This is a genomic window from Ferrovibrio sp. (assembly GCF_017994015.1).
Taxonomy (GTDB): Bacteria; Pseudomonadota; Alphaproteobacteria; order Ferrovibrionales; family Ferrovibrionaceae; genus Ferrovibrio.
Genome location: NZ_JAGOLP010000001.1, coordinates 180,838 through 199,473 on the forward strand (window position 1 = coordinate 180,838; position 18,636 = coordinate 199,473).

18 protein-coding genes are annotated in these 18,636 nt (G+C 63.2%); 13 read left to right on the forward strand and 5 right to left on the reverse strand.

What is annotated here, in order from left to right; genetic code table 11:
* The first annotated feature begins 2 nt into the window (after nucleotides 1-2).
* Genes KBB36_RS00955 through KBB36_RS00965 form a run of 3 tightly spaced genes read left to right on the forward strand, consistent with a single transcriptional unit; the run spans nucleotide 3 to nucleotide 2,137 of the window.
* Nucleotides 3-1,286 (forward strand): copper oxidase, encoded by a 1,284-nt coding sequence (locus KBB36_RS00955; protein ID WP_290975582.1) that lies wholly within the window; start codon nucleotides 3-5, stop codon nucleotides 1,284-1,286.
* A gap of 36 nt (nucleotides 1,287-1,322) precedes the next feature.
* Nucleotides 1,323-1,835 carry a cupredoxin family protein gene (locus KBB36_RS00960; protein ID WP_290975584.1) on the forward strand — a complete coding sequence of 171 codons (513 nt, stop codon included), beginning with the start codon at nucleotides 1,323-1,325 and terminating at the stop codon, nucleotides 1,833-1,835.
* Between the two features lie 8 nt (nucleotides 1,836-1,843).
* The gene (locus KBB36_RS00965) at nucleotides 1,844-2,137 is read left to right on the forward strand and encodes a copper-binding protein (protein WP_290975586.1); all 294 of its coding nucleotides are present in this window, start codon (nucleotides 1,844-1,846) and stop codon (nucleotides 2,135-2,137) included.
* A 770-nt stretch (nucleotides 2,138-2,907) separates the two neighbouring features.
* Here the strand turns inward: KBB36_RS00965 and KBB36_RS00970 are convergent.
* Nucleotides 2,908-3,567: a TetR family transcriptional regulator gene (locus KBB36_RS00970; RefSeq protein ID WP_290975588.1), complete on the reverse strand. Its 660-nt coding sequence runs from the start codon at nucleotides 3,565-3,567 to the stop codon at nucleotides 2,908-2,910.
* A gap of 184 nt (nucleotides 3,568-3,751) precedes the next feature.
* Between KBB36_RS00970 and KBB36_RS00975 the strand changes: the two genes are divergently transcribed.
* Together KBB36_RS00975 and KBB36_RS00980 are read left to right on the forward strand one after the other, a co-directional pair.
* Nucleotides 3,752-5,014, forward strand: coding sequence for an ABC transporter substrate-binding protein (locus KBB36_RS00975; protein ID WP_290975591.1), 1,263 nt, complete (start codon nucleotides 3,752-3,754; stop codon nucleotides 5,012-5,014).
* 75 nt (nucleotides 5,015-5,089) lie between these two features.
* Nucleotides 5,090-6,631, forward strand: coding sequence for an acyl-CoA synthetase (locus tag KBB36_RS00980; RefSeq protein WP_290975594.1), 1,542 nt, complete (start codon nucleotides 5,090-5,092; stop codon nucleotides 6,629-6,631).
* Here the strand turns inward: KBB36_RS00980 and KBB36_RS00985 are convergent.
* A complete protein-coding gene (locus tag KBB36_RS00985; protein ID WP_290975597.1) occupies nucleotides 6,628-7,476 on the reverse strand; it encodes a hypothetical protein in 849 nt (282 codons plus the stop codon). The genes KBB36_RS00980 and KBB36_RS00985 overlap by 4 nt on opposite strands.
* Nucleotides 7,477-7,734: 258 nt before the next feature.
* Between KBB36_RS00985 and hslV the strand changes: the two genes are divergently transcribed.
* From hslV to KBB36_RS01005, 4 genes are all read left to right on the forward strand, one after another.
* Nucleotides 7,735-8,298, forward strand: a complete 564-nt coding sequence (gene hslV / locus KBB36_RS00990) for an ATP-dependent protease subunit HslV (protein WP_290975599.1) — start codon at nucleotides 7,735-7,737, stop codon at nucleotides 8,296-8,298.
* Nucleotides 8,295-9,608 carry an ATP-dependent protease ATPase subunit HslU gene (gene hslU / locus KBB36_RS00995; RefSeq protein WP_290975601.1) on the forward strand — a complete coding sequence of 438 codons (1,314 nt, stop codon included), beginning with the start codon at nucleotides 8,295-8,297 and terminating at the stop codon, nucleotides 9,606-9,608. Before hslV ends, hslU begins: the two co-directional genes overlap by 4 nt.
* Nucleotides 9,609-9,701: 93 nt before the next feature.
* Nucleotides 9,702-10,907 (forward strand): diguanylate cyclase, encoded by a 1,206-nt coding sequence (locus KBB36_RS01000; protein WP_290975603.1) that lies wholly within the window; start codon nucleotides 9,702-9,704, stop codon nucleotides 10,905-10,907.
* 36 nt (nucleotides 10,908-10,943) lie between these two features.
* Nucleotides 10,944-11,735, forward strand: a complete 792-nt coding sequence (locus tag KBB36_RS01005; RefSeq protein WP_290975605.1) for an SDR family oxidoreductase — start codon at nucleotides 10,944-10,946, stop codon at nucleotides 11,733-11,735.
* A gap of 11 nt (nucleotides 11,736-11,746) precedes the next feature.
* Here KBB36_RS01005 and KBB36_RS01010 read toward each other — a convergent pair whose 3' ends face one another.
* Nucleotides 11,747-12,100 carry a helix-turn-helix domain-containing protein gene (locus tag KBB36_RS01010; protein WP_290975607.1) on the reverse strand — a complete coding sequence of 118 codons (354 nt, stop codon included), beginning with the start codon at nucleotides 12,098-12,100 and terminating at the stop codon, nucleotides 11,747-11,749.
* A gap of 145 nt (nucleotides 12,101-12,245) precedes the next feature.
* On the opposite strand from KBB36_RS01010, the gene KBB36_RS01015 reads away from it, so the two are divergent.
* The gene (locus KBB36_RS01015) at nucleotides 12,246-13,046 is read left to right on the forward strand and encodes a transporter substrate-binding domain-containing protein (RefSeq protein WP_290975610.1); all 801 of its coding nucleotides are present in this window, start codon (nucleotides 12,246-12,248) and stop codon (nucleotides 13,044-13,046) included.
* On the opposite strand, the gene KBB36_RS01020 is transcribed toward KBB36_RS01015, so the two are convergent.
* A complete protein-coding gene (locus KBB36_RS01020) occupies nucleotides 13,035-14,123 on the reverse strand; it encodes a M14 family metallopeptidase (RefSeq protein ID WP_290975614.1) in 1,089 nt (362 codons plus the stop codon). The genes KBB36_RS01015 and KBB36_RS01020 overlap by 12 nt on opposite strands.
* A 56-nt stretch (nucleotides 14,124-14,179) precedes the next feature.
* Entirely contained in the window at nucleotides 14,180-14,905 is a 726-nt protein-coding gene (locus tag KBB36_RS01025; protein ID WP_290975616.1) for a GntR family transcriptional regulator, read from the reverse strand.
* A gap of 98 nt (nucleotides 14,906-15,003) precedes the next feature.
* On the opposite strand from KBB36_RS01025, the gene KBB36_RS01030 reads away from it, so the two are divergent.
* From KBB36_RS01030 to KBB36_RS01040, 3 genes are read left to right on the forward strand one after another with little or no spacing between them, the layout of a single operon-like run.
* Nucleotides 15,004-16,008 (forward strand): tripartite tricarboxylate transporter substrate binding protein, encoded by a 1,005-nt coding sequence (locus tag KBB36_RS01030; protein WP_290975618.1) that lies wholly within the window; start codon nucleotides 15,004-15,006, stop codon nucleotides 16,006-16,008.
* 57 nt (nucleotides 16,009-16,065) lie between these two features.
* Nucleotides 16,066-17,838, forward strand: coding sequence for an L-arabinonate dehydratase (araD, locus tag KBB36_RS01035; RefSeq protein ID WP_290975620.1), 1,773 nt, complete (start codon nucleotides 16,066-16,068; stop codon nucleotides 17,836-17,838).
* 36 nt (nucleotides 17,839-17,874) lie between these two features.
* Nucleotides 17,875-18,594: a ribonuclease activity regulator RraA gene (locus KBB36_RS01040; RefSeq protein ID WP_290975623.1), complete on the forward strand. Its 720-nt coding sequence runs from the start codon at nucleotides 17,875-17,877 to the stop codon at nucleotides 18,592-18,594.
* Nucleotides 18,595-18,636 lie beyond the last annotated feature (42 nt).

The following is an 18,636-nucleotide window of genomic DNA, read 5'->3' on the forward strand; positions in this document are numbered from 1 at the left end:
TCATGCTCACAAGACGCACACTTTTTGCCGCCGCCTCAGGCATAGCCGCCGCTGCCGTCAGCCGCTCGGCCCTGGCCAACCTGCCTGAACCGGCCTATGCCGCAACCGGCGCCAGCACCGCGCCGCCGGCCCTGCCCGGCAGTGGTCGGCCGTTTAACCCGGTGGTGACGCTGAACGGCTGGTCGGCGCCCTGGCGCATGAAGGATGGCTGGAAGGAATTCCATCTGGTGGCCGAGCCGGTGGTGCGCGAAATCGCCCCCGGCATGAAGGCCAATCTGTGGGGCTATAACGGCCAGTCGCCCGGCCCCACCATCGAAGCGGTGGAGGGCGACCGGGTGCGTTTGTTTGTCACCAACAAACTGCCGGAGCACACTACGATCCACTGGCATGGTCAGATCCTGCCCAGCGGCATGGATGGCGTGGGCGGCCTGAGCCAGCCGCATATCAAGCCGGGCGAAACCTATGTCTATGAGTTTCAGCTGCGCAAATCCGGCACCTTCATGTATCACCCGCATGCCGACGAGATGGTGCAGATGGCGATGGGCATGATGGGCATGTTCATCGTGCATCCGCGCGACCCGAACCAGTATCGTGTCGACCGCGACTTCGTGTTCCTGATGAACGCCTACGAAATCGCGCCCGGCGCCGCCACGCCGAAAGTGGTGGAGATGACCAACTTCAATCTATGGACCTGGAACAGCCGGGTGTTTCCCGGCATCGATCCGCTGCCGGTGCGGCTGGGCGACCGGGTGCGTATCCGCTTCGGCAACCTGACCATGACCAACCATCCGATCCATCTGCATGGCTATGATTTTGCCGTTACCGGCACCGATGGCGGCTGGGTGCCGCCGCAGGCACGCTGGCCGGAAGTGACCATCGATTGCCCGGTGGGGGCGATGCGCGCCTTTGAATTCGACGCCGTGCATCCAGGTGATTGGGCGTTTCACTGCCATAAGTCGCATCACACCATGAATGCCATGGGCCATGACGTGCCGACCATGATCGGCGTAGATCACCATGGCCTGGCGCGCCGCATTGTGTCGCTGATCCCGGATTACATGGTGATGGGGGAACGCGGCATGGCCGATATGGGCGAGATGGAAATGGAATTGCCGGAAAACACCCTGCCGATGATGACCGGCAGCGGCCCGTTCGGCCCGCTGGAAATGGGCGGCATGTTCACTGTGGTGAAGGTGCGCGAGGGGCTGGGGCGCAACGATTACCGCGATCCGGGCTGGTATCGCAATCCGCCCGGCAGCGTGGCCTATAAATGGCCCAAGACCTGATCCCGCTTGCACAGCATTCGATTGAAGGAAAACATCATGCTGAAACCATTCCTGCTCATTCTGCCTTTGCTGCTGGCTTCTGGCGCGGTCCTGGCTGCGCCGGACCACAAACATGGCGGCCATGGCAAGGGCCATCACGATCACGGCCCGGCAACATCCGGCTATGACGGCCATGCCGCAGCCTTAGGCGAACCGGGTGACCCCAAGGCAGCGACCCGTGTGGTGCAGGTCATCATGAAAGACACCATGCGTTTCGAGCCTGCCACGGTGACAGTGAAAAAAGGCGAGACGATCCGCTTTGTGGTGAAGAATGCCGGCCAGCTCAAACATGAGATGACCCTGGGCACCATGGCGGAATTGCTGGAACATGCCGAGGTGATGCAGCGTTTTCCCGATATGGAACATGACGATCCCAATGCCGTTACCGTGGCGCCGGGCGAAAGCCGGGAAATCCTGTGGAAATTCACCAAGGCCGGCAGTTTTGATTATGGCTGCCTGATCCCGGGCCATCTGCAAGGCGGCATGAAGGGCCGCATCATTGTACGATGAAGCGGCGCATGCAGACGTTGTTTGCCGGCACTATCGCCCTGCTGCTGATCGGCAGCGGGCCGGTCCAGGCGCAAACAATCGGCAGCGCCGAGGGTGAAATCCGCCGCATCGACAAGGAAGCCGGCAAGATCACCATCCGGCATGGCCCGATTGCCGAGCTGGACATGCCGGCGATGAGCATGGTGTTCCGGCCGGTTGATCCGGCTTTGCTGGACCAACTGAAAACCGGCGACAAGGTGCGTTTTACCACCCGGCATGAAAACGGCACCTATTTTCTGCTGGACGCCACGCCGCAGAAATAGGTGCAGCCAGATGGCGTGATGCACGGCATAGTATTCGCCCGCATCACGCCGAAAGCCGCCCGCCCTTGCCGCCCACGTCCCTCAGCCAAGCCGAAATTGACCAATTGGCCGCCGGCCGCCGGGCCTTGCTGCAGGCAGCATGGCATAGCGGCTTGCGCCTGGAACTGCGCCAGGATTTTGCCGAATTGGCGGCGCTCAACCAGCAGCATCGCGCAAGCTGGCATGCCCTGGCGCCAAGCTTTGATCCACGCCAGGGCGGCATCGGGCCGCATAACGGCTTCTGGCTGCGCGGCTGCGCGGCCGATGGCCAGGTGGTGGCGACCCAGGCGGCACGCTTCTATGATTTTGGCAGCACAAGCCTGGGCCAGCATTTGTCTGAGCTGCGGCTGTTTTATGCTGCGCCTGCGCAGCAGGCGGCGCCGGGAGAAAGCTGCCAGGCGCCGGCGGAAGCCGGGCTGCTGCATGGCCGCGCCACGTTTTCAGGCGCCACCTGGGTGGCGCCGGCCTGGCGCGGGCGCGGCCTGGCCGGCATTCTGCCGCGGCTATCGCGCCTGCTGGCGCTGGCGCGCTGGCAGAGTGACCTGACTTTCAGCTTTGTGGCCGATGCTTTGCTGGCGCGCGGCCTGGCGGCAACCTATGGCTATCGCAACATCGCGCCCGGCATGCGCTGGCTGGCTGGCGATGGCACGGTGTTGTTTGCCGGCGCGCTGGTCTGGCTGCCGCGTCACGCCTTGCTCGATGACCTGGCCGAATTCTGCGCCCGGCTGAACTCAGCCACGCCGCTCGGCCAGCACGGCGCCCAAAGCCATATCGGTGACGATGCGGATCAGGTCGCGGCGCATCTGGTCGGTGACCTGGGGCACCTGGAAGCCATAGAGCAGGGTGTGGCGCGCATGGAACATGTGGTCGATGGCACCGAATAGCGTGAAATAGAACAGCATCGGATCAACGGCGCGGAATTCGCCGCAGCGCTGGCCTTCCGCCAGCAGCTTGCGGTGAAACTCCACCACCGGGGTGACAAAAAAATCCGAGACCTGCTGCGCCACCTCGGCACTGCTCTGATACAGCAGATCGTGGATCAGGCGGTTGAGATAGGGCGAGCGGTAATAGGCATTGACGATGCCGGCGATATGCAGCTTGAGCTTCTCGGTCGGCGTGGCGTTCTGCCGCAGCAGGGTGTTGAGCTGGCGCACAGCGGCCAGGGCATCGCGTTTGAGCAGGGCGGTGAGCAGGCCGGTCTTGCTGCCGAAATGATATTTGACCAGCGCGCCGTTCAGCCCCGACCGCGCCGCCACATCCTTCAGCGTCAATTCGGTGCTGCCTCGCTCGATCATCACGCTGCTGGCTGCTTGCAGCAGACGCGCCGGGGCATTGCCGCGCGTCTGGCGTTCGGTTTCAGAGGGCGCGCGGTCCCGATCTTCAACAAGCATGGTCTTCAACAAGCATGGTCTGTAACAGGCATCATTCCGATTCCATTCCGGCAGGGCATTATCTACCGAAACCCAAGGAATTGAATCCACTATTAATTATTTAATTGACTAATTAAATCCCTTTCGCCTTAATTTGCCCCGCCCAGAGAAGGCAGTGCCATCAAGGCCCATGGAGGAAATGCAGATGAAGAAGACAAACCCGGCTGCCCAGAAGGCAACCCTGGCGAAAATCACCCTGGCCGGCGGACTGCTCGCCGCCCCGCTGGTCGCCCTGGGCCTGGCCCAGCCGCAGGCCGCGTTGGCGCAGGTTTCCGACAATGTGGTCCGCATCGCGGTGATGAATGACCAATCCTCAGCCTATTCCGACACATCCGGGCGCGGCTCGGCGGTGGCGGCGGAACTGGCAATTCAGGATGCCGGCGGCAAGGTGAATGGCCTGCCGGTGGAATTGCTGGTGGTGGACCACCAGAACAAGGCCGATATCGGCGCCACCCAGGCCAAGAAACTGATCGATGTGGATCGCGTCGATGCGCTGTTCGACATGGCGAATTCCTCCGTGTCGCTGGCGGTGCAGGAAATCACCCGCCAGGCCGGCAAGGTGGTGGTGCATGTCGGCAGTGCCCATGTTGATCTCTACGGCAAGGCCTGCTCGCCCACCGGCGCGCTGTGGCTGTATGACAGCCATGCGCTGGCCAAGGGCCTGGCCCATGCCATTTACGGGGCGCAGAGCAAAAACTGGTTTATGATCGTGGCCGATTACGCCTTTGGCCATGCCATGCAGCAGGATATGACCAAAACCCTGGAAGCCCTGGGCGGCAAGGTCAGCGGCGCGGTGCGCCATCCGCTCGGCCAGGCCGACTTCTCCTCCTTCCTGCTGCAATCGGCCGGTTCCAACACCAATGTGCTGGCGTTGCTGAATGCCGGCGCCGACACCACCAATGCCTTGAAACAGGCGGGCGAATTCGGCGTTACCGGCAAGGGCATGGTGGTGGCGACACCGATCTTCACCATCGTGAATGCCAAGGCGATCGGGCCGCAGCTGGCCCAGGGGACACAATTCCTGGCCGGCTATTACTGGGATGCGGATGACGCAAGCCGCGCCTTTGCCAAGCGCTTTGCCGAGAAGATGAAGCGGCCGCCCACCCATACCCAGGCCGGCGTGTATAGCGCGGTGAATCATTACCTGAAGGCCATTGCCGCCGCCAAAACCGATGACGGCCCGCAGGTGATGCGCAAGATGAAGGAACTGCCGGTCAACGATTTCATGACCAAAAATGCAAGCTTGCGCGAGGATGGCCGCCTGATGCGCGACATGCTGCTGTTGCAGGTGAAGAAGCCGGCCGATGTGAAAGGCGAGTGGGATCTGGCTGAAGTGCGCGGCGTGGCCAAGGCCGGCGACACCATCCGTCCGCTGGCCGAAGGCGGCTGCGCGCTGGTCAAATCCTGATCCTCTTCCTGCCCCCCAGGCCGGGCCGGGTGATGCATGCATTGCCCGGCCCCTCGGCTCATTGCCGGAGGCTTCATGCTGCATCCTTCGTTTCATGCCGCCCAGACGCCGGACAAGCCGGCCTATGTGATGGCAAAAACCGGCGAAAGCCTGAGTTACGCGGCGCTTGAACAGCGTGCCAACCAGGGCGCACAGCTTTTTCGCAGCCTGGGCCTGAAGCCGCAGGACCATATCGCGCTGCTGATTGAGAACAGCTTCGCCTTCCTGGAAATCTGCTGGGCAGCACAGCGCAGCGGCCTGTATTTCACCGCCATCAGCACCCACCTCACCGCCAGCGAGGCGGCCTATATCGTGCGCGATTGCGGCGCCCGGGTGTTCATCACCTCGGCCGCCCTGGCCGATACCGCCGCCGCCATGGCGCCGCTGCTTGGCAACGGGGTCAGCTGCTTCATGGTGCATGGCACTGGACCTGGCTTTGCTGCCTGGGAAGCGGCCGCCGCCCAACAGCCGGCCAGCCCGATTGCCGATCAGGTGGTGGGCCTCGACATGCTCTATTCCTCCGGCACCACCGGGCAGCCCAAGGGCGTCAAGCCGGCCTTCACCGGCCAGGCAATCGGCTGGGTCAACCCGTTCATGTATCACCTGATCCACACGCTGTGCGGCATGCAAGCCGACAGCATCTATCTCTCGCCGGCGCCGCTATATCATGCCGCGCCGCTGCGCTTCAGCATGATGGCCGCTGCCCTGGGCGCCACCGCCATCATCATGGAGAAATTCGAGCCGGAATTTTTCCTGCGCCTGGTGCAGCAGTATCGCGTCACGCATACACAACTGGTGCCGACCATGTTTGTGCGCCTGCTGAAACTGCCCGAGGCCGACAGGCGGCGCCATGATGTTGCCAGCCTGCGCGCCGCGATCCACGCCGCCGCGCCCTGCCCGGTTGAGATCAAGCAGCAGATGATCGACTGGTGGGGCCCGATCCTGACCGAATATTATGCCGGCACCGAAGCCAATGGCGTAACCCTGGCAGATTCAGCGGAATGGCTGGCGCATCGCGGCACCGTGGGCAAGGCGGCGGTGGGCGAAGTGAAGATTCTGGACGAGGCCGGCGCCGAATTGCCGCCCGGCCGGATCGGCGCCGTCTATTTCGCCGGCGGGCCGGCCTTTTCCTATCACAACGATGCCGAAAAGACGCGCAGCGCCTATAACGACAAGGGCTGGTCGACGCTGGGCGATGTTGGCTATCTCGATGCCGATGGCTATCTCTATCTCACCGACCGGCAGTCTTACATGATCATTTCCGGCGGCGTGAATATCTATCCGCAGGAAACCGAGAATGTGCTGATCAACCACCCGGCCGTGGCCGATGTGGCGGTGTTTGGCATACCCGATGCCGAGATGGGGGAGCAGGTCAAGGCGGTGGTGCAGTTGCAGGACCCGGCCCAGGCCAATGCTGACACGGCGCGGCTGTTGCTGGCCTATTGCCGCCAGCAGCTTTCGGCGGTGAAATGCCCGCGCAGCATTGATTTTGCCGTGACCTTGCCGCGCACGCCAACCGGCAAGCTGGTCAAGCGGCTGCTGGTTGAGCAATACCGCCAGGCAGCGCCGCCCAACTAAAGCGGTATTGCCATATCCGGTTTCATCAAAGAACTGCCGGTGATGATCACACTTCCCGCAGGGTCGCGCCAGGGCAGGATCAGGCGCTGATAGCGGCGGCGGCGTGGATCATGGCCCGGCGCTTCCACAATGGCATCAATATCATCCACTAGCGGCGCCGCAGCATCGCGGCAATCGGCATAAGCCTGCGCCACCCATTGGCCATAGGCCCGATCCGGCTGTTCCGAAAGCGGCCGGCCGATCAACTGGTGCATCGGGAAACTGTCATAGATGCTGAAACCGCCGCCTGAGGCGATCACACAAAGCCCGGCCTGATCGCGCTGCTCGGCAATCACCGTGCGCTGTTCCAGCCCGGAGCGGTGCAGGAAATCCTGCACCGACGGCCCGATCCGGCCGCCGTTATCGCGCCACAGCGCATAAAGCTGGCTCAGGCCGCTTTGCTGTTGCTGCGCCCACGGCTCGGGCTGGCTGGCTTCACGCATGAACAGGTCGCGCATACGCGGCTCGCGCAAAGCCGCCAGCGCCACCACGCGGCGATGCAGGCTGTGCGGTTCGGTATAGACTTCCTCCATCCAGCCGGAAGCGAAATAGACCAGACCCACCGGCTTGGCCGGCGCCGCATTCATCAGATACGGCTTGAGCGAGCCAAGTGTGGCACCGCCGACACTGCCGGCGCGGAATTGCAGGAAGGTGACATTGTTTTCGACCATCAGCCAGACATAGCCGAGGTTACGCACGGCATAGCCGGCCAGATCAAAATCCGGATCGGGATAGCCGAGCTTTTCGGCCAATAGCTGCGACGGCCAGCGCCACCAACGCCCACTGGGATCGATCAGATAACTCATCGATAGCTTCCCCCGGAGGATCGCCCGGCATTCTCCGGACGTGAATTCAATTAACCATGTCGCCTGCCATAAGTCGATATGACCAAAGCAGCAGTTGCATGAATTTTTGAATTTTGCCGGAAGTCCGGCGACCTTGGCGGGATACAACAAAAATAAAAACACAACCTGGGTCTGTGGCGTGAATCGCCGGGCCGTGGCTTGCAGGTGGCCCGGCGCCCCCCTACATGAAAGGACCGTTCCGCAAACAAGAGTATTGCCATGGCTGTTCCCTCGTTTGACCAATCCGCGCCGCCAAGCTGGCACGGCACCACCATTGTGGCGGTGCGCAAGGGTGGCCAGGTGGTGGTGGCCGGCGATGGCCAGGTCAGCCTGGGCCAGACCGTGATCAAGGCCAATGCGCGCAAGGTGCGGCGCATTGGCGGCGGCAGCGTGCTGGCCGGCTTTGCCGGCGCCACCGCCGATGCCTTCACCCTGCTGGAGCGGCTGGAAGCCAAGCTGGAGCGGTATCCGAACCATCTGGAAAAAGCCTGCGTCGAACTGGCCAAGGATTGGCGCACCGATCGCTACCTGCGCCGCCTGGAAGCCATGATGGTGGTGGCCGATGCCAAAAGCCTGCTGGTGCTGACCGGCAATGGCGATGTGCTGGAGCCGGCCGATGGCCTGGTCGGCATCGGCTCGGGCGGCAATTACGCCCTGGCCGCCGCCCGCGCCCTGGCGGATCGCGACGACATGGATGCCGAGGCCGTGGCCCGCCGCGCGCTCGAAATCGCCGCCGATATCTGCGTCTACACCAATCGCAACGTTACTCTGGAAAAACTATGACCTCGTTTTCGCCGCGTGAGATCGTTTCCGAACTGGACCGCTACATCATCGGCCAGGCGGATGCCAAAAAGGCCGTGGCCGTGGCCCTGCGCAACCGCTGGCGCCGCCAGCAGCTGCCCGAGGCGCTGCGCGAGGAAGTGCTGCCCAAGAATATCCTGATGATCGGCCCGACAGGCGTGGGCAAAACGGAAATTTCGCGCCGCCTGGCACGGCTGGCCGGGGCGCCCTTCATCAAGGTGGAAGCCACCAAATTCACCGAGGTGGGCTATGTCGGCCGCGATGTGGAGCAGATCGTGCGCGACCTGGTGGAAGTGGGCATCGCCATGGTGCGCGAACGCCGCCGCAAGGATGTGACCGCACGGGCCGAACTGGCCGCCGAGGAGCGTGTGCTGGACGTGCTGGTGGGCGAGAAGGCCAGCGTGGAGACGCGGCAGAAATTCCGCAAGCTGCTGCGCGAGGGCGAACTCGACAAGCGCGAGATCGAGATCGAGACGGCGGATGCCGGCGGCGGCATGCCGATGTTTGAAATTCCCGGCATGCCGGGCGCCCAGATGGGCATGGCCAATTTGCAGGACATGCTGGGCAAGGCTTTGGGTGGCCTGCGCCGCAAGCCGCGCAAGACCGATGTGGCCGAGGCAATGCGGCTGCTTACCGCCGAGGAAAGCGACAAGCTGCTGGACCAGGACAGCGTGATCAAGGAAGCCATCCACGCGGTGGAGCAGAACGGCATCGTGTTCCTGGACGAGATCGACAAGATCTGTGCGCGCGGCGAATATCGCGGCGGCGGCGATGTCAGCCGCGAAGGCGTGCAGCGCGACCTGCTGCCGCTGATCGAAGGCACCACGGTTTCCACCAAGCATGGCCCGGTCAAGACCGACCATGTGCTGTTCATCGCCAGCGGCGCCTTCCATATCGCCAAGCCTTCCGATCTGCTGCCGGAATTGCAGGGCCGGCTGCCGATCCGGGTGGAATTGAAGGGCCTGACGCGCGAGGATTTCCGCCGCATCCTGACCGAGCCGGAAGCCAGCCTGCTGAAACAATATGTCGCCCTGCTCGGCACAGAGCAGGTGACACTGGATTTCACCCCGGATGCCATCGATGCCATTGCCGGCTATGCCGCGCAGGTGAATGAGGGCGTGGAGAATATCGGCGCCCGCCGGTTGCATACAATCCTGGAACGCATTCTGGAAGAAATCAGCTACACCGCAGCGGATCATCCCGGCGAAACCGTGCGGATTGATGCCGCCTATGTCACCGCACGCATCGGCGACCTGACCAAGAATGCCGACCTGAGCAAGTATATTCTGTAGAGCCGTTGCGCGCTTCGCCCCTTGCGGCATTATGGTTGTCAGGGGCAAAGACGGGCATTTTTTTATGCCACCCCGCCATGCCAGCAGGGGGCCATGCCGCGCAAGGGCTTTGACAGTCTGCCAAAAACCGCCGCAGGCGGCATCGCCGAAGGTTCGCCGGAAGAGCGTGTTGCCCGGCGCATCACCTTTTCCTATGTGGTTGGCTTGGCTTTCATCGCGGTGCTGGCCGGCTGCCTGCATCTGCTGCTGGATAGTGTGATTGCCAAGCAGAATGACGCCGCCACGGTGATCAACATTGCCGGGCGCCAGCGTATGCTGTCGCAGCGTATCGCGCTGACCGCCAATATCCTGGTGTTGCATGACGAGCGTGGCGCCCGCCTGCTGCTGAGTGATGCCATCACCCTGTTTGAACGCTCGCATCGCGCCTTGCAGCAGGGCGATGCCGATCTGGGCATCAGCAGCCGGCCGTCGCGCCATGTGCTGGCGCTGTATGACGGGCCGGAAGGCGCCAATGCCATTGTGCGCGACTTCATCGCCGATGCCCGCATCATCGCCAGCAATGTCGGCCATGATGCCGAAGTGGATGCGGCGCTCAGCCGGGTCACGCTGCTGGCTTCCGGCCGGCTGCTGGCGCAGCTTGACGGCATCGTGCAGAAGCTGGAGCAGGAAACCCGCGCCAGTATCCGCCAGTTGCAGAATGTGCAGACCACCGTGCTGGTGGTGATCGTGCTGACCCTGATCGCCGAGGCGGTTTTTGTATTCCGCCCGCTGGTTGGCCGCATCCGTGGCTATATGCACGAACTCTATTCGCTGGCCACTGTGGATGCGCTCACCCGGCTGACCAACCGGCGCCGCTTCATGGAACAATTTGCACAAATGCACGCACTCGGCGCCCGTACCGGGCTGCCGCTGGCCGTGGTGGTTTTTGACATCGACCATTTCAAGCGGATCAATGACAGCCACGGCCATGCCGCCGGCGATTGTGTGCTGGCCGAAGTGGCGGCGCTGGCGCAAAGCTGCTGCCGCTCGACGGATCTGGTCGGCCGCATCGGCGGCGAGGAATTTGCCATCCTGCTGCCCAATACCGGCATCATGGGGGCGCTGATGCTGGCCGAAAAGGTGCGCGCCGCCATCGCCGGGGCGCAGATCAGCGACGGCCATGTGGCGATCCCGGTGACCGCCAGTTTCGGCGTGGCCGAAGCACGCAGCGATGAAACCCATCACGATGCCATGCGGCGCGCCGATACGGCGCTCTATGCCGCCAAGCAGCAGGGCCGCAACCAGGTGGCATCAGGCTGAGCGGATAAATCAAAAAAAGCCGGAGGAAAACAGGCAATGAGTGAGTTGAAGGGCAAGGTGGCGCTGGTCACCGGATCATCGGCCGGCGTGGGCGCGGCAACCGTGCGCAAGCTGGCCGCCAAGGGCTGTGCGGTGGTGATCAATTTCTCCAAAAGCCGGGCGCCGGCCGAGGCGGTGGCGGCTGAATGCCAGGCTCTGGGCGGCGAGGCTTTGCTGGCGCAGGGCAACGTGGCCGAGGATGTCGATTGCCGCCGCATCGTGGCCGAGACGCTGTCGCGTTTTGGCCGCATCGACTATCTGGTCAACAATGCCGGCACCACCAAGTTTGTTGCGCATCGTAATCTGGCCGGGCTGTCGGCCGAGGATTTCCAGGCCATCTATGCCGTGAACACCATCGGGCCGTTCCAGATGGTGCGCGCCGCCGAAGCCGCCTTGCGCGCGGCACATGGCGCCGTGGTGAATGTGTCTTCGGTGGCCGGGGTGTATGGCACCGGCTCATCCATCGCCTATGTCGGCTCGAAAGCGGCGCTGAATGGCATGACGCTGAGCCTGGCACGTGTGCTGGGGCCGGAAGTGCGTATCAACGCGGTCTGCCCCGGCTTTATCGAAGGCGACTGGCTGCGCGCCGGCATGGGCGACAAGGCTTATGAAACAGCCCGCGACATGTGGCGCGCCAATGCGCCGCTAGGCACCACCAACACCGCCGAGGATGTGGCCGACAATATCCTGATGCTGCTGCTTTATGCCACCAACGTGACCGGCGAAACCTTGCTGGTGGATAGCGGCATGCGGCTGGCGCAGCCGCGCCCGCCAATTGCCGCCCGATAGAGACAGCGAAATTATTCCTCGCGCAGCAGTTTCAGCAACTGGCCGAGCCGCGCCTCGTCCAGTTTGCCGATCCGCTGCGCCAGTTCATTGGCCAGCAAAGTGGCGCGCGGGCTTAAGCCCGCCGTGTCGATCACCACGCGCGGATGCGAGCGTTTGGCCAGGTCGGCCAATGCTTCGGCATCATCCCAGATGATGTTGAAATAGCCGCAGACGCGCTGGATGAACAGCCAGCTTGGGCGACCACGATGGCCATGCTCAAGCGCCGACAGATAAGCCGCCGAAACCCCCAGATCGGCAGCCATCTGCTTCAGCGTCAGCCCGCGCGTCTTGCGCAACTGGCGCAGCCTGGCGCCGAAGGGTGTCATGGCGGCAACGGATCCTGTGATAACCGGAAATAGTATGCCCAGCGCTTTTGCCTTCGCGCTGCTTCAGCCTATAGTTCTGTCTATGGGAAGGCAATGGCAGCGCAATAACAGCGCCTCCGCTTCGGCCAGCTTCATGCGGCGGGCGATGCGATTTGCTGCCATGCTTTTTGCCTTGTTGCTGCCGGTGCACGCCGCCCGCGCCGCCGATGTGACCGTGGGTTTGCGCCTGGCGCCGCCCTATGTGATGGAAGCGGCGGATGGATTCCTGACCGGGCTGGAATATGAGTTGGTGCGTGAAACTTTGCACCGCGCCGGCCATCGCCTGGTGCCGCGCCTGCTCACTTTCAGCCGGCTGATCGAGGATTTCCGCCGCGGCGCCCTGCCAGCCTTTGCCCCGGCCCATGCCGGCATGAATCTACAGGGCTGCATCAGCGATGTGCTGCTGGTATATCAGAATATCGGCCTCACGCTGCGACAGCGCGACCTGTTGGTGGAGAACATGCAGCAACTGGGCGGCCTGCGCATCATGGCCTTCCAGAATGCCCGCGCCCTGCTGCCCGGCCTGAGTGATGCCGTGCAAGGCAACCCCGATTATGTGGAAGTGGCAAACCAGATGCTACAGGTGCGGGCGCTGTTCTCACGCCGCGCTGATATCGTGGTGGCAGATCGCCGCCTGCTCTATGCGCTGATTGCAGCGCCGGATTCCGGCCTGCCGGCCGGCACGCCACTACGCGAGCACCGGCTGTTTGCGCCTTCGCCCTACAGCGTGGCTTTCGCCTCGGCTGAACTATGCCAGGATTTTAACCGTGCGCTGGCTGGCCTGCGCGCCAGCGGCGATTATGATCGGCTGTTGCAACGGTATGATCCGCACCCGCTGGCCAACGGGCAGCAGCGCGGCGAATATCTGCCGCTGCTGCTGCCAACGCCACGGCACTTACGCAGCTAGACCGGCCAGGGCCTGCTGCTGGATTTCCAGCGCGCGCGGATAGCAGATATCGGCCCAGGATGGGTCTTCCGGATAAAACGCGGCGCGAATCTGGCGCTTGATGGCGCGACCTTGCTCGGAAAACACATCGCCGCGCAGATGCAGCCAGTTATCGGCGATCACCGATAGCCGCACCTGTTCGGAAGGCAGTGTGCCAACCTCGATATTCACCGCCACGGTCACCGCCGGCTCGCAGAAGCGCGCGATGCCCATGCGCAGGTTGCCTTCGATGATCGGCGAATCCGACTGGCCCAGTGCAGGCGAGGTGACGGCATCGCCGAACCATTGCCGCGCCAGGCCCAGCGCCTGCGAATCCGGCGCATGGCGACAGATCAGTTCGGAATAGCCAAACGGCCCGAGTCCGGTATGGAAATCCACCACGGCAATGCGTTCGGCGCGAGACAGATAGCGCGTGCAGACATCGCGGATCATGTGATGCGACCAGCATGGCGCGGTGCCGCCATAGAAGATGCCATCGGCATGGCTGTGCTGGCCGCCAACAATCGCCGCGTTGGCGGCCTTGGCGCCGACGCGCTCGTAATAGGCCTTGAGCTGTGCCTCGATGCCGCTGATCGCGGCGGCATCCCAGCTTTCGGGCAACAGCCATTGCTGCACCTCGGCATAGGCCGGGTTCTGCGGCGGCGTGGCGCCGCGCTCAAAGGCGATGAAATTGCGGTTGATATCCATGTTGTCTTCATTCACCCGGCGGCCCCAGGAGAAGCCATAGGGATTGGAGGCATGGATATTGAGCAGAGCAACACCGGCCGGCAGCCTGGCGGCATGGCCATCGCGCAGCCAGCCAACCTGGATGCCGGAGCCGTAATAGCCCTCGATGCCATGGGTGCCGGACACCGTCACCAGCACGGCGCGGGCATCACGCGGGCCGATCCAGGCCAGGTCGGCAGCCAGGTCTTCACCTTCAATACCCTTCAGTGGATGCGGCAGGCTTTCGATTTCGGCGCCGGCCTCGGCGGCAGCGGCAAGAAACTTGGCGCGCGCGGCGGCATAACTCGGCGAGAAATGATCGTGATGCGTCATGGCATATCCTGGTGCTGTGTGCTGTGTGCTGTGTGCTGGGTGTGGGGAAAGCGGTTTCAATCGCGGAAATAGCCAGGGTTTTGCGCCCGGATTTCCGCAGCAAAGGCCAGCGAGCGTGATAGATGCTCCCGCATCGCGCTGCTGGCAGCGGCGGGGTCGCCAGCGGCAATGGCTTCCACGATGGCGATATGGTCCTGCAAGGTCTGCCGCACCTTGCCCGGCATCGGCAGATGCAGCCGGCGCAGCCGCTCGATATGGCCATTGCGGCGCTGCACCAGCGACACCAGATCAGGAATGCCGGCCGCCTCATGCATCAGGCGGTGCATCAGCCGGTCCTGGCTGTTGAATTGCAGCAGGTCGTTGGCCTCGGCAAAGGCCTGCTGGGCGCGTATGGTCTGGCGCAGCCGCTCGATCAGTGCCGGATCAGGCTGACGTGCCAGAGTATGCACCATTTCCACCTCAACCGCCCGGCGCAGGAATGAAGCCTGGCGGGCATGGTCCAGGTCGATGCGGCTGACCCTTGTGGCATGCTGCGGGAAAACCTCGACCAGCGCCTCTTCTTCCAAGCGCATCAGCGCATCGCGGATCGGCGTGGAACTGAGGCCGAATTGCTGCTGCAATTCCTGGCGCGACAAAGTGGTGCCGGGCGGCAATTCCAGCGCGATGATCTTTTCGCGCAGCAACTCAAACACCTGCGGCGCCGCGTGGCGGGTGCGGTCGCGCAGCGGGCTGAAATTGATCCCGGCCGTGGCGGCGGGGCTGCTCGGAATCGGGCTGCTCATGGCTGGCACTACCATGCACCGGGCCAGCCTGTTTTGTAAATTGACGCACTAATGCATTAGTGTTTTAATGCGCAAAACAACAAACGGAGGAAACCATCATGTCGATCTTGTCACGGCGCGGCTTTGGCGCCTTGCTGCTGGGCGCCAGCGCGCTTTCCGGCCTTGCCCTGGCCGCCCTGCCCGGCGCCACTTTTGCGGCCGGCTATCCCGAACGCACCGCCACAGTGATCGTGCCATTTCCGCCCGGCGGCGCTTCCGACATTACCGGGCGCCAGCTTGCCGCCAAGTTGAGCGAATTGCTGGGCCAGCAATTCATCATCGACAACCGCGCCGGCGCCAATGGCTCGGTGGGGGCCGGCGCGCTGAAACAGGCCAAGCCGGATGGCTACACCCTGCTGGTTGGCTCAATCGGCGTCTATGCCATCAATCCGGCCCTGTTCAAGGATCTGCGCTACGATCCGCTGAAGGATTTTGACCTGCTGACCGTGGCGGTGCGCACGCCGAATGTGCTGGTGGCCAACCCGAATTTCCCGGCCAACAATGTGCAGGAACTGATCGCGCATCTGAAGAAGAACCCCGACAAGGTGTCGTTCGCTTCCTCCGGCACCGGCTCGTCGGACCACCTGACCGCCGCGCTGTTTCTGCAAAAAACCGGTACCAGCGGCGTGCATGTGCCTTACAAGGGCGGCGGGCCGGCCATCACCGACCTGATCGGCGGCCATGCCGATGTGTCCTTCCAGAATCTCGGCGCCATTGCCGGCCATGTCAAAGCCGGCAAGCTGAAAGCCCTGGCGGTGACCGCCGACAAGCGCAACCCGGCATTGCCGGATAGTGTGCCGACCATGGCGGAAGCCGGTGTGAAGGAAGTGGAGGTCTATTCCTGGCAGGCAGCCGCGGCGCCCAAGGGCCTGCCGGCGGATGTGAAGGCCAAGCTGGAAGGCGCCATGATCCAGGCGCTGAATGCCCCCGAAGTGAAGGCCAAGTTCAACGATATCGGCTTTGACGTGGTGGCCAACAGTTCAAAGGATTTCGAGAAATTCCTGGTTGATGAGATCGGACGCTGGAAAACCGTGATCGAGACCGGCAAGATTCAGCCCGACTAAGCCGGGAATCCGGAGGGGTGCATCGCGCGCCCCGCCGGTCATAACAAAGAGTATCAGATGAGCAACAGCCAGCCCCAGAATGCGCCGCAAGCGGATCATCCGCGCAAGACGCCCGAGCAATTACGCTCGGCGCGCTGGTTCGGCCCCGACGATCTGCGCAGCTTCGGCCATCGTTCACGCTTCCGCCAGATGGGCTATGCGCCCGACGAATGGCAGGGTCGGCCGCTGATCGCCATCGTCAACACCTGGTCTGACATCAATCCCTGCCACGCACATTTTAAACATCGGGTGGAGGATGTGCGGCGCGGCATCCTGATGGCCGGCGGCCTGCCGATTGAACTGCCGGCGATTTCGGTGTCGGAGAATTTTGTCAAACCCACCACCATGCTGTATCGCAACCTGCTGGCGATGGAGACCGAGGAATTGCTGCGCAGCCATCCGGTGGATGGCGCCATCCTGATGGGCGGCTGCGACAAATCCACCCCCGGCCTGCTGATGGGCGCCAGCTCGGCCGGGCTGCCCTTCATCTATGTGCCGGCCGGGCCGATGCTGCGCGGTAACTGGCAGGGCAAGATCCTCGGCTCCGGCTCGGATGGCTGGAAATACTGGGATGAACGCCGCGCCGGCAATCTCAGCGAAGCCGACTGGAATGCCATCGAGGCCGGCATTGCGCGCAGCTATGGCACCTGCATGACCATGGGCACCGCCGCCACCATGATGGCGATTGCCGAAAGCATCGGTGTCACCCTGCCCGGCGCCTCGTCGATTCCGGCCGCCGATTCCAGCCATATCCGCATGTGCAGCGATGCCGGCCGGCGTGTGGTGGAGATGGTGTGGGAAGACCTGACGCCTGGCCGCATCCAGAGCCATGCCGCCTACAAGAATGCCATTGCGGTGGCGATGGCGATGGGCTGCTCCACCAATGCCATTATTCATCTGATCGCCATGGCGCGCCGCGCCGGCTGCGATATCGGCCTGGAGGATTTTGAAACCGCCTCGCGCCTTGTGCCGGTGATCGCCAATATCCGGCCCTCTGGCGAGCAATATCTGATGGAAGACTTCTTCTATGCCGGCGGCCTGCCGGCGCTGATGACGCGCATCACCGGGCATCTTGATCTGACCACCCTGACCGTGACCGGCAAAACCCTGGGCGAGAATATTGCCGGCGCCCGCGTGTTCAACGACGACGTGATCCGCAACACGGACAACCCGCTCTATCGCGAGGGCGCGCTGGCGGTGCTGAAGGGCAATCTGGCGCCCGATGGCTGCGTGATCAAACCCAGCGCCTGCGCGCCAAAATTCCTCAAGCATCGTGGCCCGGCTTTGGTGTTTGACGATTACCCGGCGATGAAAAAGGCGGTGGATGACGAAAACCTGGATGTGACCGAGGATCATGTGCTGATCCTGCGCAATGCCGGCCCGCTGGGCGGCCCCGGCATGCCGGAATGGGGCATGCTGCCGATCCCGAAAAAGCTGCTGAAGCAGGGCGTGCGCGACATGGTGCGGCTGTCGGATGCGCGCATGAGCGGCACCAGCTATGGCGCCTGCATCCTGCATGTGGCGCCGGAAAGTTATATCGGCGGGCCGCTGGCTTTGGTGCGCAACGGCGACATGATCGAGCTGGATGTGGATGGGCGCAGCATCCATCTGGATGTGCCGGATGATGAACTGGCGCGCCGCCGCGAAGCCTGGATGCCGCCGCAGCCACGCTATGAACGCGGCTATGGCTGGATGTTCAGCCGCCATATCAAGCAGGCCGACCAGGGCTGCGATTTTGATTTTCTTGAAACCGGTTTTGGCGCCCCGGTGCCGGAACCGGATATTTTCTGAGCCAGCCATTATCTGAAGCAGACAGGATTACGCATCATGCCGTTGAAGCCCGAAACCCGCGCCAAGCTCCAGACCGTGAGCACGCCGACCATTGCCACCGCGCTGTATAAGCGCGGCCTGCGCAACCAGGTGATCCAGGATGTGGCGCCGCTTAATCCCGCGCTGCCGACCATGGTGGGCGAAGCCTTCACCCTGCGCTACATGCCGGCGCGCGAAGATCTCAATCCGATCACGGTGTTTCAGAACCCGGAGCATCCGCAGCGCAAGGCGGTGGAAATCTGCCCGCCTGGCTGCGTGCTGGTGATGGATAGCCGCAAGGATGCCCGCGCCGCCTCGGCCGGCGGCATCCTGATCTCGCGCCTGATGGTGCGCGGCGTGGCCGGCGTGGTCACCGATGGCGGCTTCCGCGATTCCGCCGAGATCGCCCGGCTCAGCATCCCGGCCTTCCACAGCCGGCCCTCGGCGCCGACCAACCTGACGCTGCATCAGGCCATCGACATCAATGTGCCGATCGGCTGCGGCGATGCGCCGGTTTTCCCCGGCGACGTGATTGTGGGCGATGCCGATGGTGTGATCGTGATCCCGCAGGACATCGCCGACGAGATCGCCGACGAGACGGTGGAAATGACCGCGTTTGAGGATTTTGTCACCGACATGGTGCAAAATCACGGCCGCTCGATCCGCGGCCTCTATCCCGCCACCGACCCGCAGACCAAGGTGGATTTCGCCGCCTGGCGCAAGGAACGCGGGCGGTAAGCATTCGAAATCGCAATAATTATTGCGCGAAGGGAAATATTT

Excerpts from the sequence above, each read along its gene's own strand:
- KBB36_RS00955 (WP_290975582.1), top strand. The coding sequence starts at position 3 with ATGCTCACAAGACGCACACTTTTTGCCGCCGCCTCAGGCATAGCCGCC.
- KBB36_RS00960 (WP_290975584.1), top strand. The coding sequence starts at position 1,323 with ATGCTGAAACCATTCCTGCTCATTCTGCCTTTGCTGCTGGCTTCTGGC.
- KBB36_RS00965 (WP_290975586.1), top strand. The coding sequence starts at position 1,844 with ATGCAGACGTTGTTTGCCGGCACTATCGCCCTGCTGCTGATCGGCAGC.
- KBB36_RS00970 (WP_290975588.1), bottom strand. The coding sequence starts at position 3,567 with ATGCTTGTTGAAGATCGGGACCGCGCGCCCTCTGAAACCGAACGCCAG.
- KBB36_RS00975 (WP_290975591.1), top strand. The coding sequence starts at position 3,752 with ATGAAGAAGACAAACCCGGCTGCCCAGAAGGCAACCCTGGCGAAAATC.
- KBB36_RS00980 (WP_290975594.1), top strand. The coding sequence starts at position 5,090 with ATGCTGCATCCTTCGTTTCATGCCGCCCAGACGCCGGACAAGCCGGCC.
- KBB36_RS00985 (WP_290975597.1), bottom strand. The coding sequence starts at position 7,476 with ATGAGTTATCTGATCGATCCCAGTGGGCGTTGGTGGCGCTGGCCGTCG.
- hslV (WP_290975599.1), top strand. The coding sequence starts at position 7,735 with ATGGCTGTTCCCTCGTTTGACCAATCCGCGCCGCCAAGCTGGCACGGC.
- hslU (WP_290975601.1), top strand. The coding sequence starts at position 8,295 with ATGACCTCGTTTTCGCCGCGTGAGATCGTTTCCGAACTGGACCGCTAC.
- KBB36_RS01000 (WP_290975603.1), top strand. The coding sequence starts at position 9,702 with ATGCCGCGCAAGGGCTTTGACAGTCTGCCAAAAACCGCCGCAGGCGGC.
- KBB36_RS01005 (WP_290975605.1), top strand. The coding sequence starts at position 10,944 with ATGAGTGAGTTGAAGGGCAAGGTGGCGCTGGTCACCGGATCATCGGCC.
- KBB36_RS01010 (WP_290975607.1), bottom strand. The coding sequence starts at position 12,100 with ATGACACCCTTCGGCGCCAGGCTGCGCCAGTTGCGCAAGACGCGCGGG.
- KBB36_RS01015 (WP_290975610.1), top strand. The coding sequence starts at position 12,246 with ATGCGATTTGCTGCCATGCTTTTTGCCTTGTTGCTGCCGGTGCACGCC.
- KBB36_RS01020 (WP_290975614.1), bottom strand. The coding sequence starts at position 14,123 with ATGACGCATCACGATCATTTCTCGCCGAGTTATGCCGCCGCGCGCGCC.
- KBB36_RS01025 (WP_290975616.1), bottom strand. The coding sequence starts at position 14,905 with ATGAGCAGCCCGATTCCGAGCAGCCCCGCCGCCACGGCCGGGATCAAT.
- KBB36_RS01030 (WP_290975618.1), top strand. The coding sequence starts at position 15,004 with ATGTCGATCTTGTCACGGCGCGGCTTTGGCGCCTTGCTGCTGGGCGCC.
- araD (WP_290975620.1), top strand. The coding sequence starts at position 16,066 with ATGAGCAACAGCCAGCCCCAGAATGCGCCGCAAGCGGATCATCCGCGC.
- KBB36_RS01040 (WP_290975623.1), top strand. The coding sequence starts at position 17,875 with ATGCCGTTGAAGCCCGAAACCCGCGCCAAGCTCCAGACCGTGAGCACG.